The sequence below is a fragment of the Chloroflexaceae bacterium genome (assembly GCA_025057155.1).
Taxonomy (GTDB): Bacteria; Chloroflexota; Chloroflexia; order Chloroflexales; family Chloroflexaceae; genus JACAEO01.
On sequence record JANWYD010000016.1, the window covers coordinates 20,461 to 35,658 of the forward strand.

Sequence of the window (15,198 nt, forward strand, 5' to 3'; positions counted from 1 at the left end):
GCATAGGCAGGATGGCGGAGCAGCAAATCAGAACTTCCAGGTGCAGAGCGCCAGCAACGTTGGAATTGCCGACCTCGAACGTTACGCGGGGACTCGTTCGCCTCGCTCGGCCTGCTCGCGTCGCGGCGCGAGCAGGCGCCGGGCGGCGAACACAGCCACAGCTCCCAGAAGGGCCAGACCTGCGATCAGCAGCGGCAGCCTGCCGCCTGTAGTGGGCGGCAGGCGGGAAGACACCAGCACAATGTTCACATCGCTCACCGGCGCGCCGCCGGTGATCACCCGGTACACCCGGTTGGTCGTATAGCGGATCTGGCCGCCAAAACTGATATTAGCCTGTACGGTATAGGCCCGGTTGGGATCAATGCGCGCAGGATCATAGGTTACCGTGTAGCGGAAGGGGGGCTGCGCGTTGTTGGTGGTAAAGCGTTGCTCGGCGATCAGCGCGCCGGGGCGACCGGCGGTGGCAACCTCGGCGATCTGCACCGTCACCACCGCGTTCCCCGGCAAGGCAACCCGTTCGAGCAACGAGAGCGTCCCGGAGACGGCGGCAGGGGCGGTCTGGGCCGCGGCGGGGCCGGGAAGGGCCAGGAACGCGATGGCGAACAACACGACGAACGCCAGACGAAGAGCCTTCATACAACCTCCTGCAAGGCAATCAACGATTTCCCGCTGGGGAATACGGCCAGTCGCCAGCACGACAACGAGACCTCGTCTCGGCGCGGGTGCGGGAGCATGCGGCCTCCACAAGTTTCCTCCTTTTTGGGAGGGACCCCCATCTTTCCCCGTTTCCCCTCAATGATGATTATGGCAGGCGCCGGGAGGGTTATACCCTCTCAAAACCCATTTCCTCTTCCGTGTAAGGCAAGCTCCCCGACGCGCCATTGTAACAGGCAATGCCACAACGATGATTCTTTGTGTAGAAAAGAGTATATCAGGACTTTTGGTGTTTGTACAGATGGGGATATTAGAATCAATTGGGACACGCATGGTATCAGTGGTAGTGAAGTTTGCGAGGGAGCAATGTTCGACTATCAGGCATGTAGCGTGATCGTAACTGTGCACACCCGGGGTAACAGTAGAGCCTTGGAGCGAAGGCGTCTCGCCCTCGAAGCCGCAACGAGGGCTGGAAGCCCTCGCTTCCAGGAGAAGTGTGAACAGTTGCCAAAATTGGTAATTTCATTTCGGCAGGGCCAGGCCCCCGCAACCTTGATATAGTCGCCAGCGAACACAGGGAAGGGGCGCGGCAGAGGAGCAGGCGAATTCCTCCTCTGCCGCGCCCCTGGCGGATGGATGCAGCGCGACGGGACAGCCGGGCCTATTGCAATGCCGCGCGCATGCGCTCCAGTTCTTCATCAATGATCTTCTCATCAAGTTTCTTAAACAGAGGCTCAGGTTGCCGCAGAGTCTGGCCGATAGGCAAACGCGGCGGCTCCCACCGGCCGAGCCAGAGGCTATAGTTGCCCGTCAGCACCCGGTGGCTGCGACCGTCCTCTTCGGTGTACTCGCGGAACTCTAGCGGCCCGGCGATGTATCCATCGAATCCCAGGTACTCATGGAGGCGCTGGCTGCTGAAGGGCAAAAAGGGCGTAAACAGGATCTTCAGGCTGTTCACGCAGCGCAGGGCCACATGCCAGATCGTCGCGGCGCGTTCGGGATCGTCTTTGATCACTTTCCAGGGTTCCTGCTCGCTCAGATAGGTATTGACCTGAGCCGCCAGGCGCATGGCTTCCGTCAGCGCGGCTTTGAAGCGCACCTCTTCGATCAGCGCGCCGACGCTGGCGAAACCGCCCTCGACCTCGTCAATCAGGCGCTGGTCGCCCTCCTGCAAGGCCCCGGGACGCGGCACGGCCCCGAAGGTGCGGTGCACGTTGGTAAGGGTGCGATTGACCAGGTTGCCCCAGGTGGCCACCAGTTCGTCGTTGTTGCGGCGCACGAACTCGGCCCAGGTAAAATCGGTGTCCTGGTTCTCGGGGCCGGCGATGGTGAGGAAGTAGCGCAGCGCGTCGGCATCGTAGCGGCTTAAGAAGTCTTTGACATAGATCACCACCCCGCGACTGCTCGAAAATTTCTTGCCTTCCATCGTCAGGAACTCGCTGCTGACGACGTTGTAGGGCAACTGCAATGGCACTTCAGCGAAGGCGCCAGCCGCGCTGCCGGCATAGTACCCGTCGCTGGAGACCCCCATCAACTGGGCGGGCCAGATAATCGTGTGAAAGACGATGTTATCCTTGCCCATGAAGTAGTAGTGGCGCGCGTAGCGGTTCTGCCACCAGTCGCGCCATGCATCGGGCGTGCCGCGGTTATGGGCCCACTCGATGCTGGCCGAGAGGTAGCCGATCACTGCGTCGAACCAGACGTAGATCCGCTTGTCGTCACGGTGTTCGTACTCCGGCAGGGGGATGGGCACCCCCCAGTCCAGATCGCGCGTGATCGCCCGCGGTTTCAGATCCTTGATAAAATTGAGCGAAAAGCTGCGCACATTCGGCCGCCAGTGTTCCTGTTGCGCGATCCACTGCTGCAGGCGCTCGGCGAAGGCCGGCAGATCGAGAAAGAAATGCTCGGTGGTTTTGAAGACCGGCGGGCTGCCGTCGATCTTGGAACGGGGATTGATCAGATCAGTGGGGTCGAGCTGGCTGCCGCAGTGATCGCACTGATCCCCGCGCGCTTCGGGATACCCGCAGAGGGGGCAGACGCCTTCGATGTAGCGGTCAGGCAGGGTGCGGCCGGTAGTCGCCGAGAAGGCCCCCAGGGTCTCCTGGCGCAGAATGTAGCCCTTGTCGTACAGGGTCTTGAATACGTCCTGCGTAACACGGTAATGATTGAGCGTGGTGGTGCGGGTGAACAGATCGTAGCTTAACCCCAGATTGTGCAGATCGTCGGCGATGACCCGGTTGTAGCGGTCGGCCACTTCGCGGGGCGTCAGACCCTCCTTCTCGGCGACGAGGGTGATCGGCGTGCCGTGCTCGTCGGTCCCTGAGACCATCAGCACACGATTGCCCGCCAGGCGGTGGTAGCGGGCAAAAATATCGGCTGGAACGCCAAAGCCGGCAACGTGGCCGATATGGCGCGGGCCATTGGCGTAAGGCCAGGCGACGGCGACCAGAATATGCTGTGGCATACGTCCTCTCCGCGTTGTGACTGGCGAAACCGGTCGTGAACGTGACAACAGCGAATTTCTCCTACACCTCTGCCAGAGGGGAGGAGCGGGGAGGACTATGCCTTCCCGGGAGTGTCTTAAGCACGTTCGTCTGGCGGTTTGCGCGCAGCGGGCAGACAACTATGGCGATTATACCATGTTTGCAGAACGGCCTCCCTTGTCATATCATAGTGGGGATGTGTCACTGATGTGAAAATAACCGATAGCCCGCCGCTGGTGTGTTCATCGCGGCGGTGTGCGCCCTGCGAATGGGCGTCTGATATTAAGGATATTGCGGCCATGCGAGATCTGCTTAGTCAGCTTGATCTGCCGATCATCATCGGGTTAATCGTTCTGGTTCTGATCATTCTGGCGGTAGTTGTGCTGTTTGCGCGGCGCTCCCGTCAAATGCAGACTCCTGCGGAGAGTCAGCCGCCGGTTAGCGAGCCGATTGACTACACTTCGCTGCCTATTGATGAAGAACCAACCAGTATGGCCCAGCGGTTCGCGAGTCTCTCCCTTGCGGGGAAGATCCTGGTCATCCTGGTTCCGATCCTGGTGCTCCTCGGCGTCCTGGCGCTGGTGCTGACGCTGCTGCCTGGCAGCGAGCAGACCGTCGCTCCCACCCCCGTGCCGGTTACGCTGCGGGTCCGCGATGCAGCGGTGATCCGCGCCGACCCGCCCACCATTGGCATTACCATTGAGACGACGGGCCTGGCCAATGGCGCCGTCGTCACTGCCGAACTGCTGGAAGATGGGTCGCCGTTTCCCTGGATGAACCCCGAGCAGGCCCAGGCCACGGTGCGGAACAATCGGGCCGAGATGCAGGTTCAGCGGGCCGATGACGCGCCCACGCCCACCGAGGGCCGCAGCTACACGGTGATCGCCCGCGGCCCCGATGGCACGGCCAGCGCACCGATGGAACTGAGCATACCCTCGCTTGCCGGGATCGCCGATGCCTTCTTTGAGAAAACGGCGGCTGAGGCGCCAACCACCCCGCCGGCAACACCCACCAGCGCGCCAAGCCCCGCGCCTGCGACCACGCCTACCGCCGTGCCCACGCCCACCCCCGAACTGCCTACCGGCCCCATCGCCACCGTGGGCAACGGCGGCAACGTGCGCCGGCAGCCCATCGTGCTGGCCAATAATGTGGTGGCCGGGGTGAACGCTGGCGAAGAGGTGCAACTCCTCAGCCGCACTCCCAACGGCGCCTGGTACCGCGTGCGCACGGTGCGCGACGAGATCGGCTGGGTTTCGGTCACGTTATTACGCATCCCGCAAGGGGTTAATGTGCCCGTGGCCCCGGTGGTCACCGTCTTTGTGACCGGCCCGGTGTATGAGCGTCCCGATCGCGCCAGCACCGAACTCGACCGCGTGAACCAGGGTGAAGTGGTCGAGTTGACCCGTCGCACCGCGGCCGGCGACTGGTATGCGATTGTGAACCTGCGCGACGTGGCGGGCTGGGCGCCCGCTGAATTGCTCGGCATTCCTCCCGAAGTGGCGGACGCGGTGCCGGTAGAAGAATAGGAAGGTGTATGTCCACCCAACTGCGCGATTTCCTGGAGATCCCCTACGACCAGCTCGAAGAACTCAACCTGGAGGCCAAGGCGCAGCGCCTGCGCCGCGTGCCTTCTGACGCCATTCGCGAAGAACGGATGCGCTACCTGAACGATGAGAAGCGCATCAAGGCGGTGACGGTCTGCTTCGCCGACCTCGAGGGCCGGCTGCATATGCTGGACTACGACAAGAAGTTCCTGCTCAAGTCAGCCGATAATCTGACCTTCGACGGCTCCTCCATCCGCGGCTTCTCGGTGCAGTCCGAGTCCGATCTGCGGCTGGCGATTGACTGGCCGGCCTTCTACTGGCTGCCCGCCGATGTCTTCGGTCCCGGCAAGGTGCTGGTCTTCGGCGAAGTGCGCGCGCACGACGGCTCGCCCTACGAGGCCGATCTGCGCACCCGGCTGCGGCTCTATACTACCGACCTCTTCGAGCGCGAAGGGCTGACCTGTAACGTTGCCAGCGAAATCGAGGGCTTTCTGTTCCAGGGACGCAACGCCGAACAGCACTATCGTGATACCGGCGAGTTCAAGTTCGTCAGCACGGGCGGGTACTACCACTCGCTGCCGGGCGATCCGCTGCGCACCTTCATTGACACATGCGCCGAGGCGCAGCGCGCCATGGGCTTCGCCAACGAGAAGGATCACCCCGAGGTCGCCCCCTCGCAGTTCGAGATGAACTACGGATACACTGAGGCGACCATCGCCGCTGATCAGATCCTGCTCTACAAACTGATCTGCCGGCAGGTCGCCAGCCGCCTCGACATGACCGCCAGTTTTTTGCCCAAACCGGTGACAGGCGTCAATGGCAACGGCATGCACACCAACCTCTCCGTGGCCCGCGCCGACGAGAATCTGTTCTACGACCCTCGCGGCGAGGAACAGCTTTCCGCCTTTGCCTGGAGCTTCGTTGACCGCATCCTGCACCACGCCAGGGAGATGTGTCTGGTGCTGAACTCCAGCGTCAACGCCTACCGGCGCCTCGACCCTCACTTTGAGGCCCCCAACGAGATCAAGGCCTCGGCAGTGGATCGCGGGGCGATGATCCGCATTCCGATCGGCAACGCGCGCTCGGCGCGCATCGAGGTGCGCGCCATCGCGCCCGACGCCAGTCCGTATATGGCAATTTACACGTTGCTGCGCACGGGGCTTGAAGGCCACGCCCCGTCGAGCCATTTGCGCGCCGGGGGCGAGTTCCTGCCCGATAATATCTACGACGCTATCGCCTGTTTCCGCGAGAGCGCCCTGATGGCCAGCCTGCTCGGCGTGGATGTGCGCGACAAGTACGCCGACCTGAAGCTGACTGTCGCCGATCGCTGCCCGCGCAAGCTGGGCACGCTGATCAAACGCGCTGAGGTGCAGTTCCACCACGAGGTGACCAATCAGTACCTCTGGAGCCGATTCTGAGATGAAGAGGCCCCGGCAGAGCCAGCCCTCCCAGTCCCTCCCCTCGCACAGGCCGGTGGTAGTTTCCCCGGAGAGGACTAGACAAATCGCTCCCTCTTGTGTATGCTTAAGGCAATACTGAGCACATGCTAAGAGCCTGTTCGTGGTTGTGCGATCCCTTTTCTGGGAGGGCATATCCCTCCCAGCTCCTCCCTGAGGGGAGGGGCATGGGGAAACCCGGTTTCCCCACCTTTTACAGGAGTTGTTCGGATAGGCTCTGAGCGCAGGGACTGCGATGGTGCTGACGCGTCGTTGGTGAACGCGCGGCGCCTTCGATGACAGGGGTGACAGCGATGGGGAGCTGGATCGTTTTCGCGCAAATTGCGCTGGCCCTGGCTGCGGGATGGGTAGCCCTGATACCCGTTATGGCCTCAATACACGCGCGCCGTGGCCTGCAGCGCCCCTCGATCCTGGTGCGATCCGTTGCGCCCGCGCAGCGTCGTGACGCGCAATGCACCTTGCCAGAGCGCCTTTCTAGCGACTGATCCTACACCGGCCGGTTTCGGGTTGTGAAGCCTGAACGGGCAGGCTTCTACAGCACGCTTCGTGTCACCTCTGTCACGCGCAATTGACAGGCGTCAACTCCTACGCTATACTCTGATCGCGATGAGACTCCGTAGCTCAACTGGATAGAGCGACAGCCTCCGGAGCTGTAGGTTGGTGGTTCGAGCCCACTCGGAGTCGCAGAAGTTGTCTGGCCAGCGCCCCCTTCGACCGCCGTCGTCGGGGGCGTTGGCGTTACATGATCTCCAGACGACCCGGCGCCCTTTCCGCGATACGCTACTGCCGCGGCGTGTGAGCGCCGCGCGACGCTCCCGGAACAGACCCGGCAAGGCTGAGTCCCGCCTCATCACCAGGCTGTCAATTTTGTCACTCCTGCTTCACCTGCTATTCAGGGTCGTTTGTTACCATAGCCCCAGGAGGCGCTGCGCGCGACCCGGAGGGTTGCGCCAATGACAGGTTCCGTTGGGAGATGGCATGCAACCCCTTAAACTCTTCGTACTCGAACTGAACTTTACCGGCGGAACGCGACGGGGCTACTATCTATTGAAAGAACTGGCGCGCGGCTTTCCGATTGACCTGTACCTGATGCAGCGCGTCCCGCTGACCCCTGAACAACTGGCGGAGGTGCGAACGTTCGCCCGGACCGTCAACCAGATCCCGCGCCGCGATACGACGCTGCGCGATCAACTGGCCATTGCGCGGCGCGCGCTCAGCCGCGGGCTGTCGTACCACGCGGCCATGGCCGAACACTCCTTCGCCGCCACGCCTCAACTTCGGGCGCTGCGCCCGAAACCGAGCGACTGGGTAGTGGCCGCGCTGAGCCTGTGGACGGCGCCGATCCTCGAGGGGCCGGGACCGCGCTGGGTGCTCGATCAGTGGGACGCCGACGTGCACTACTGGGACGTACACGCCCAGCAGTTCAGCAACCCGCTGCTGCGCCTGGTGGCGCGGGTGAATCGCCAGCAGACCTACCGCTTCTGTCGCCGGATCTATCCCCGCTTCGGGCGCATCCTCTCGGTGTGCGAAGAAGATCGGCAGCTTACGCTGGAGATCAGCCCGACGGCAAAGGTGGACGTGCTGATGAACGGTCTGGATTGCGAGTACTTCTCCCCCGACTGGTCCATTGACCCTGGACGAACCATTCTCTTCACCGGCACGTCCGATGTGCGCAATCTGAAGGCTCTGCGCTTCTTTATGCACCAGGTCTACCCGCGTGTGCGCGACGCCGTTCCCGATGTGCGCTTCATTCTCGGAGGGGCCTTCAGCGAGGAGACGCGCCGGGAATTCGCCAATGTTCCGGGGGTGGAGTTTACCGGGCGCGTTCCGGATATTCGCCCGGTGTACCGCCAGAGCGCCATCTTTGTCAGCCCCTACGAGGATGCCTCGGGGACGAAGATGAAAGTGTCCGAGGCCCTGGCGATGGGGCGCTGCCTGGTGTCGCTGCCGGCGGGCATTCGCGGGCTGCCGCTGCGCCACGAAGAGAATGTTTTGCTGGCGCGCAACGCGGAAGAGATGGCGCACCAGACCATTCGCGCCCTGAATGACCCGGCCCTGGCGCGACGGATCGGCGCCAATGGGCGGGTGTTCGCCGAGCAAAACCTCGACTGGGAGCGGGTGCTTGGCCCCCGCCTGCGCGACATCGTGGCCGAGGTAGGACAGGTCAGCCCTGTCACCGGTGACGCGCGTCTGGTCCAGCAGGCTGTTTGAAGCGCGCCGCCGGGCCGGGCTGACATCCCGGTGACCGGGCGCTCACGGCAACTGACAGCGAACAGAGAAGGGCGACCGTCCGGTCGCCTTTCTCTGTTCGCTGCGCCGAGCTTCCCCTATGGAAGGGTTTTGGCAGTCTGGAAAGTAAGTTGCCTTGCCTTTCTATCCCCTCCCAGCCTCTCCCCCGGCGGGGGAGGGTTGGAGAGGGGGCCGAGGTATAGCGAAAAACTTTGTTTACAGACTATTTAACGTCTCAGCAAATAGCGTCTCCGGGTATGAATGCCCCTGGCATACGGCGCCTGGATGGGGTACACTCACGATGATGCAACCCTTCCGTGTGGGTCAATGTTCACCTCGGAGCCTATGGAACCTCTCAAGCACAGCGCACACCACAACATCGGTCGCACAACGCCAGCAGGCCAGGGCGAGGTGACCATCAGACAGGCAGCGCCGCGGTTCTGGCACAACCGGCTGGCAATCTGGCTGGCGCTGCTGGCGCTCACGGTTAGCTTAGTTATGGTAACTTCAGGGTGGTGGTTGCCGGCCATCGGCCACTGGCTGGCGCGTCCAACCCGGGTGGCGCCGGTTGACGCGATTGTGGTGCTGGGCGGACGCTACCCGTACCGCGATCAGCACGCCATCAATCTGTACCACCAGGGGATCGGGCAGGAGATCTGGCGCACCGGGCCGGTGGAACTCCCGGCGGGCCGGCTGGTCGAGCGAGCGCGGCGACTGGCGCAGGAGCAGGGGGTTCCCGAGGAGGCGTATTTCGTGCTGGAGTCGTACAGCACCTGGGACGACGGCCAGCAAATCGCCGCCCTGGCCCGTGAACGGCAGACGCGCAGCGTGCTGATCGTCACCGACTGGGCCCATAGCCGGCGGGCGCTATGCGTCATCGGGCGGCACCTGGCGGGCAGCGAGGTGACAGTGCTCTACGACCATCCGCACGATCTCGCCATCACTCCCGATAACTGGTGGCGCGATGCGTATGGACGGGAAGCGGTGCTCAGCGAACTGGGCAAAATGGGCTTTTACGCCCTGCGCTACGGCGCCGCGCCGCTTGGGTGCTAGCACCTCGCGGCGCTCTCATACCATTTTGGATTGCCGTATGTGGCGTTCCTGTACTTCGTGTTGAGGATTACCGCAGAGGATGCTGAGGGGCGCGGAGGGTTCAAACCGCTACGCCCTTCGGCGTCCTCTGCGGCGAGCAGGGGTGCAACAGACGGGAATCCTATCCCGATGGGCCAGCCCTTTGCGCGCCACACGGATTGGCGGTACAATCAAGCCATCCGGAGAGAAGCACGCCTGCCAGACAGGCATGACCGGCCCAGGAGGAAGCGCACATGCGCGTGGTCGCGATGATCATGGCCGGCGGCGAAGGCACGCGACTCAGCGTGCTCTCGGAGAAGCGGGCCAAGCCATCGGTGCCGTTCGCGGGGAAGTACCGGATTATTGACTTTACGCTATCGAATTGCGTGAATTCGGGCATTTTCGATGTCGGCGTGCTCACCCAGTACCGGCCCCATTCATTGAACGATCACATTGGCATCGGCAAACCCTGGGATCTCGACCGCAACCGGGGCGGAGTGCGGCTGTTGCAACCCTACCAGGGCCGCAGCGATCAGTCGTGGTACCGCGGCACCGCCGATGCCATCTACCAGAATCTCAATTTTATTCAGGAACGGCGCGCCGATCTGGTGCTCATACTGTCGGGCGATCATATTTATAAGATGGATTACAACACCATCATTGACACCCATCGGCGCCACCGGGCCGATCTGACGGTGGGTGTGATGGAGGTGCCGCTGGAGGAGACCCATCGCTTCGGGATCATGACCACCAACGAAGAGGATCGGATCATCGAGTTCACCGAAAAGCCCAAAGATCGCGACAAGGGCACCCTGGCCTCGATGGGGATCTATGTGTTCAATACCGATGTGCTGATCCGCAGGCTGTCGGAGGGCAGTCAGGAGCGTCCCCGGATCGACTTCGGCAAGCACGTGATTCCGGCGATGGTCGCCGAGGACCGCGTGTATGCCCATCGCTTCAGCGGCTACTGGGTTGACGTAGGCACGATCCATTCGTACTGGGAAACGAGCATGCAACTGCTCGATCCCCGGCTTGATTTCGATCTCTTCGATCCGAACTGGCGCATCCGCACCCGCAGCGAGGAGCGCCCATCGGCCAAAATCGGGCCGCAGGCGCGGGTGTCGCGGGCGATCATCTGCAACGGCTGCACCATTCGCGGCACAGTCGAGCGCTCGGTGCTTTCGCCGGGGGTGTATGTCTCGCCGGGAGCGATTGTGCGCGACAGCGTGGTGATGAACGACACCTGGATCGGGCCGGGCGCGGTGCTTGATCGGATGATCGTTGATAAGCAGGTCGTCATTGGCGCCGGGGCGCACCTCGGCGTTGGCGACGACCTGACGACGCCCAACAAGGCCGAGCCGGACAAACTCAACACTGGCATATCAGTGATCGGCAAGGCGGCCCACATCCCTCCGGGCACGATCATTGGCCGGAACGTAGTGATCAGGGCCGATCGCGACGCGGAAGATTTTCCGAGCCGCGAGATCCCGTCAGGAGAGACGCTGTAACGCGCAGCGCGGTTCGCAGGCGCTCTGCAGTTCAGGGCGCTCGGTCTCCTGTTCAATCCCTCCTCCGCCGGGGGAAGGTTCCGGGCGCTTCACCTCAACGCGGGGGCGCGGGTCAACACGACGAGGAAACGGAAAGCGCCGCCCTTGTGAAACCTTGTCTTATGCGGCGGCGGTACAGCGCGGCTCGCGGTGTCACCGTCGCCGCCTTCAAAACCTATGCTCCGCACCCTGACCATGATTCTGGCGGGCGGCGACTCGCCCGCCCTCTCTGTGCTTACCGCTGAACGCACCGAGGCGGCTGTTCCCTTTGCGGGCAAGTTCCGGATCATTGACTTTCCGCTTTCCAACTGCGTCAACTCGGGGCTGTACAATGTCGCCGTGCTCACGCAGTACAAGCCCCGCTCGCTCCACGCCCACCTGGGGGTGGGCCGCCCCTGGGATCTTGACCGGGCCCAGGGCGGTTTGCGCGTGCTGCACCCGTCGCCGACGCCAGACGGCGGAGGGTGGCAGCGAGGCACCGCCGACGCGGTGCGCTACAACCTCGACCTGATCGAAGATCAGCAGGTTGATGCGGTGCTCGTGCTTGCCGGGGATCATATTTACAAAATGAATTACAACCCGCTGCTCGAACTGCACGCCGAGCGCGAGGCGGATCTGACCCTGGCGGTGCATAGCGTCAGCCCGCACGACACTCATCGCTTCGGCATTGTAACCGTCGGCAACGATGGCCGGGTGGATCGCTTCGAGGAGAAGCCGCGCCGCCCGCTCTCGAACCTGGCTTCGATGGGCATCTATGTCTTTCGCAAGCAGTTCCTGATTGACATCCTCTCCGGTGACGAGCACGATTTCGGTCGTCATCTCCTGCCGCGGATCATCCCCGAATCGCGCACCTTCGCCTTCAATTTCCAGGGCTACTGGGCCGACGTGGGCACGGTGCAGGCCTACTACGAAGCCAACCTGGCCCTGCTGGTCGAGACCCCGGCGCTCGACCTCTACGACCCGGAATGGGTCATCCATACGACCAGCGCCGATCTGCCCGGCGTGGAGATCGGGGAGCACGCGCGGGTGGAGAATTGCCTGCTGAGTGACGGCTGCCGCGTCTATGGCACGGTTTCGCACTCGGTGCTCTCGCCGGGAGTGTATGTCTCGCCAGGAGCGATTATCCGCGATTCGGTCGTGCTTGGCGACGCGTGGATCGGCCCGGAGGCGGTGCTGGATCGCTGCATCATTGACGAGGGGGTGCGGATCGGCGGCGGAGCAGTGGTGGGTGAAGGCGATATCACCACCCCGAACCTGGAGGCCCCCGATCGGCTCAACACCGGGCTGACGCTGGTAGGCACGCGCGCGCAAGTGCCCGAGGGCGTGACCGTGGGCCGCAATGTGGCCATTCGCCCGCGCACGCCTGAGCGCGCCTTTCCGAAGAGCGGCGTGGTGCCGAGCGGGGCCACGGTGTAGCGATTTTGGATTTGGGATTTGGGATTGCCGTATAGGGTGTCTGAATGAGATTCGGGGAGGATGAGGAGCAACTCCCGATACGTGGAAAGGGAAGAGGAAACGGAGTTTTCCCCTATTCCTGCGCGCAGGGGAAGGACCGGGAAGGCCCGGTCCTCCTGGGAGACGACCGCCATTGCGTCATGACCATTCCTGAGGTAAGCGTTGACCCGGCGTTGAAGGGTCGCCTCATCGCCGGGCACCCCTGGATCTACCGCAATCATGTTCAAGAAAGCCCGCGGCTGGCCTCGGGCCAGTGGGTGCGGGTGCGCTGCGGGAGCTTCGTCAGCTACGGTCTCTGGGACGCGCACAGCGCGATCGCGGTGCGCCTCTTCAGCCGGCGCGGCCCGCCCGACGCGAAGTGGATCGCCGAACGGGTCTGGGAGGCGTGGGAAGGCCGTGCCGCCATTCGCGAAACGGCGACGACCGCCTACCGCTGGATCTACGGCGAAGGCGACGGTTTGCCGGGTCTGGTGGCGGATCGGTACGGGGATTATGCCGTCCTCCAGACCTATGCCGAGAGCACGCGAGCCATAGCGCCGCTGGTGGCCGCAGCCCTGCGGACCTGCGACCCGGCCCTGCGCGGGGTCGGGCTGCGCGAGCGCCAATCCGCTGACGACGCGCCCGACGCGGAGGAGCGCAACGGCGGCGATGCAGAGACGCCCGTCGCGTTGCGGGTGTTGTGGGGCGAAGCGCCGCCGCCCGACCTGGTAGTGCAGGAGCACGGGTTGTATTTTTACGCCGATCTCTACCGGGGCCAGAAAACCGGTCTGTTCCTCGACCATCGCGAGAACCGGCGCACGGTGGAAGGGCTGGTGCGCGGGCGCAGCGTGCTGAACTGCTTCGCCTATACCGGCGGCTTTTCCCTCTACGCTTTGCGGGGCCAGGCGGCAAATGTCACGAGTGTTGATCTCGGCAAGGGGCTCGCCGAGGCCACGGCGGCAAACCTGAGGCTGAACCGCCTTGATGGCGCGCGCCACGAGTTTATTACCGAAAACTGTTTCGCCCTCCTCGACGCCTACGCCAGGGCCGGTCGGCGCTTCCAGGCGGTCATCCTCGATCCGCCCAGTTTTGCGCGCCAGAAACGCAGCCTGCACGGGGCCTTGCGGGCCTACGTGCGCATCAACAGCCTGGCCCTGCGCTGCCTGGAGCCTGGCGGCCTGCTCATCTCCGCCAGTTGCACCAGCCAGGTCGGCCCGGAGCAGTTTCGCGCTCTGCTTGCCGACGCGGGGGTTCAGGCGCACAGGCAGGTGCAGATCGTGCACGAGGCGGGCCAGCCGGCCGACCATCCTGTGCCGGCAGGGTTCCCTGAGGGACGCTACCTGAAGTTTGTGGTGGCGCGGGCGCTGGAGCAGGGATGAGCGGAGCAAGCTCCTCCAGGGTGGCTTCGCCTTCCCAGACTCTCCCCTCCTGGCGCAGGGCCGGCACATTCGTGCTATAATCCGCTTAACATGCACGTCTTGCATATTGCCTGGGAATACCCTCCCCACATCGTTGGCGGCCTGGGTCGCCACGTCGCTGAACTGCTCCCGGCCCTGGCCAGCCAGGGGGTGCGCCCTGCCGTGGTTACGCCGCGCCTGCGCGATGGGCCGGAGGCTGAGCTGAGCGACGGCGTCGCCGTGCGCCGGACGCCCGCGCCGCCGATCCCTGACGCCGATTATCCCACCTTTGTTGCTCGCGTCAGCAACGACCTGGTGCAGGCGGCCAACGAGTTACAGGAGGTTCACGGGCGCTTCGATCTCATCCACGCCCACGACTGGCTGGCGACCGAGGCGGGTGTGCGGCTCAAGTACCAGTGGCGCGTGCCGCTGATCGCCACCATTCACGCGACCGAGCGCGGACGGGGGCGCGGAGGGTTGCACGGCGACGCGGCGCATCGCATTAACGACCTGGAGTGGCGCCTGACCTACGAGGCCTGGCGAGTGATTGTGTGCTCGCATTTTATGGCCGACCAGATCCACGAGTACTTCCAGACGCCCCTCGACAAAATTGACGTGGCGCCCAATGGCGTGTACATCAGTGGCTCGCCATTTCGCGACGCCGACCACTGGCTGAGCTTCCGCCGGCGCTACGTCGCTGATGACGAGCGTATGGCGTTCCACGTAGGCCGGATCGTGTATGAGAAGGGTCTGCACGTGCTGCTCAACGCCTGGCCGGCGGTCACCTCACGGGTGCGGGCGCGCCTGGTGATCGCCGGCACGGGCGGCTATCTGGAGCCGCTGAAGGCTCAGGCCGCAGCGCTGGGGATCAATGATCAGGTCACCTTTGTGGGCTTTGTCTCCGATGAGGAACGGGATCAACTCTACCACGCCGCCGATCTGGCCATCTTTCCCTCGCTCTACGAGCCGTTTGGCATTGTGGCGCTGGAAGCCATGGCCAATGGCTGCCCTTTGATCGTGAGCGACGCCGGAGGGCTTGCCGAGGTGGTGCAGAACGGGATCACCGGCCTGGTGGTGCGCGCCGACGATCCTGGGGCGCTGGCCGACGCGATTACCGCGGCCCTCAGCCGGCCCGACATTGCCCGCGCCCGCGCTGCCGCAGCGCTGCGGGAGATCCGTGAGTATTACACCTGGCCGCGCATCGCCGCCGCCACCGCTCGGATCTACGCGCGGGTGCTCGCGGCCTGGCGGGAGAGCCCCTGGGGGCAGGAGGTCAGCCGGGAATAGCGCTCTCCGAGGGGACATCGGGGAAACTTCCCCCCGCCCTCTGTGCTTGCGTGGTTGACCGTCAACCTACCACGAAACCTCGGTTTGGGACTCGA

10 protein-coding genes and 1 tRNA gene are annotated in these 15,198 nt (G+C 63.7%); 9 read left to right on the forward strand and 2 right to left on the reverse strand.

Annotated elements, in window-relative coordinates; all coding sequences use genetic code 11:
• Nucleotides 1-81 precede the first annotated feature (81 nt).
• The gene (locus NZU74_14780; protein ID MCS6882598.1) at nucleotides 82-636 is read right to left on the reverse strand and encodes a YbaY family lipoprotein; all 555 of its coding nucleotides are present in this window, start codon (nucleotides 634-636) and stop codon (nucleotides 82-84) included.
• A gap of 679 nt (nucleotides 637-1,315) precedes the next feature.
• On the reverse strand, nucleotides 1,316-3,118 hold the full coding sequence (gene metG / locus NZU74_14785; protein MCS6882599.1) for a methionine--tRNA ligase: 1,803 nt from the start codon (nucleotides 3,116-3,118) through the stop codon (nucleotides 1,316-1,318).
• Nucleotides 3,119-3,436: 318 nt separating this feature from the next.
• Between metG and NZU74_14790 the strand changes: the two genes are divergently transcribed.
• From NZU74_14790 to NZU74_14830, 9 genes are all read left to right on the forward strand, one after another.
• Nucleotides 3,437-4,663 carry an SH3 domain-containing protein gene (locus tag NZU74_14790; GenBank protein ID MCS6882600.1) on the forward strand — a complete coding sequence of 409 codons (1,227 nt, stop codon included), beginning with the start codon at nucleotides 3,437-3,439 and terminating at the stop codon, nucleotides 4,661-4,663.
• An 8-nt stretch (nucleotides 4,664-4,671) separates the two neighbouring features.
• A complete protein-coding gene (locus NZU74_14795; GenBank protein MCS6882601.1) occupies nucleotides 4,672-6,099 on the forward strand; it encodes a glutamine synthetase family protein in 1,428 nt (475 codons plus the stop codon).
• A gap of 649 nt (nucleotides 6,100-6,748) precedes the next feature.
• A tRNA-Arg gene (locus tag NZU74_14800) sits at nucleotides 6,749-6,822 on the forward strand.
• A 294-nt stretch (nucleotides 6,823-7,116) separates the two neighbouring features.
• Nucleotides 7,117-8,349: a glycosyltransferase family 4 protein gene (locus NZU74_14805; protein ID MCS6882602.1), complete on the forward strand. Its 1,233-nt coding sequence runs from the start codon at nucleotides 7,117-7,119 to the stop codon at nucleotides 8,347-8,349.
• 429 nt (nucleotides 8,350-8,778) lie between these two features.
• Nucleotides 8,779-9,420: a YdcF family protein gene (locus NZU74_14810; GenBank protein ID MCS6882603.1), complete on the forward strand. Its 642-nt coding sequence runs from the start codon at nucleotides 8,779-8,781 to the stop codon at nucleotides 9,418-9,420.
• Nucleotides 9,421-9,692: 272 nt separating this feature from the next.
• Nucleotides 9,693-10,946, forward strand: coding sequence for a glucose-1-phosphate adenylyltransferase (locus tag NZU74_14815; GenBank protein MCS6882604.1), 1,254 nt, complete (start codon nucleotides 9,693-9,695; stop codon nucleotides 10,944-10,946).
• A gap of 216 nt (nucleotides 10,947-11,162) precedes the next feature.
• Nucleotides 11,163-12,401, forward strand: a complete 1,239-nt coding sequence (locus NZU74_14820; GenBank protein ID MCS6882605.1) for a glucose-1-phosphate adenylyltransferase — start codon at nucleotides 11,163-11,165, stop codon at nucleotides 12,399-12,401.
• 179 nt (nucleotides 12,402-12,580) lie between these two features.
• Nucleotides 12,581-13,798 carry a class I SAM-dependent rRNA methyltransferase gene (locus NZU74_14825; GenBank protein ID MCS6882606.1) on the forward strand — a complete coding sequence of 406 codons (1,218 nt, stop codon included), beginning with the start codon at nucleotides 12,581-12,583 and terminating at the stop codon, nucleotides 13,796-13,798.
• 90 nt (nucleotides 13,799-13,888) lie between these two features.
• Nucleotides 13,889-15,103, forward strand: a complete 1,215-nt coding sequence (locus NZU74_14830) for a glycosyltransferase family 4 protein (GenBank protein ID MCS6882607.1) — start codon at nucleotides 13,889-13,891, stop codon at nucleotides 15,101-15,103.
• The last annotated feature ends 95 nt before the right edge of the window (nucleotides 15,104-15,198 follow it).

Excerpts from the sequence above, each read along its gene's own strand:
- NZU74_14780 (MCS6882598.1), bottom strand. The coding sequence starts at position 636 with ATGAAGGCTCTTCGTCTGGCGTTCGTCGTGTTGTTCGCCATCGCGTTC.
- metG (MCS6882599.1), bottom strand. The coding sequence starts at position 3,118 with ATGCCACAGCATATTCTGGTCGCCGTCGCCTGGCCTTACGCCAATGGC.
- NZU74_14790 (MCS6882600.1), top strand. The coding sequence starts at position 3,437 with ATGCGAGATCTGCTTAGTCAGCTTGATCTGCCGATCATCATCGGGTTA.
- NZU74_14795 (MCS6882601.1), top strand. The coding sequence starts at position 4,672 with ATGTCCACCCAACTGCGCGATTTCCTGGAGATCCCCTACGACCAGCTC.
- NZU74_14805 (MCS6882602.1), top strand. The coding sequence starts at position 7,117 with ATGCAACCCCTTAAACTCTTCGTACTCGAACTGAACTTTACCGGCGGA.
- NZU74_14815 (MCS6882604.1), top strand. The coding sequence starts at position 9,693 with ATGCGCGTGGTCGCGATGATCATGGCCGGCGGCGAAGGCACGCGACTC.
- NZU74_14820 (MCS6882605.1), top strand. The coding sequence starts at position 11,163 with ATGCTCCGCACCCTGACCATGATTCTGGCGGGCGGCGACTCGCCCGCC.
- NZU74_14825 (MCS6882606.1), top strand. The coding sequence starts at position 12,581 with ATGACCATTCCTGAGGTAAGCGTTGACCCGGCGTTGAAGGGTCGCCTC.
- NZU74_14830 (MCS6882607.1), top strand. The coding sequence starts at position 13,889 with ATGCACGTCTTGCATATTGCCTGGGAATACCCTCCCCACATCGTTGGC.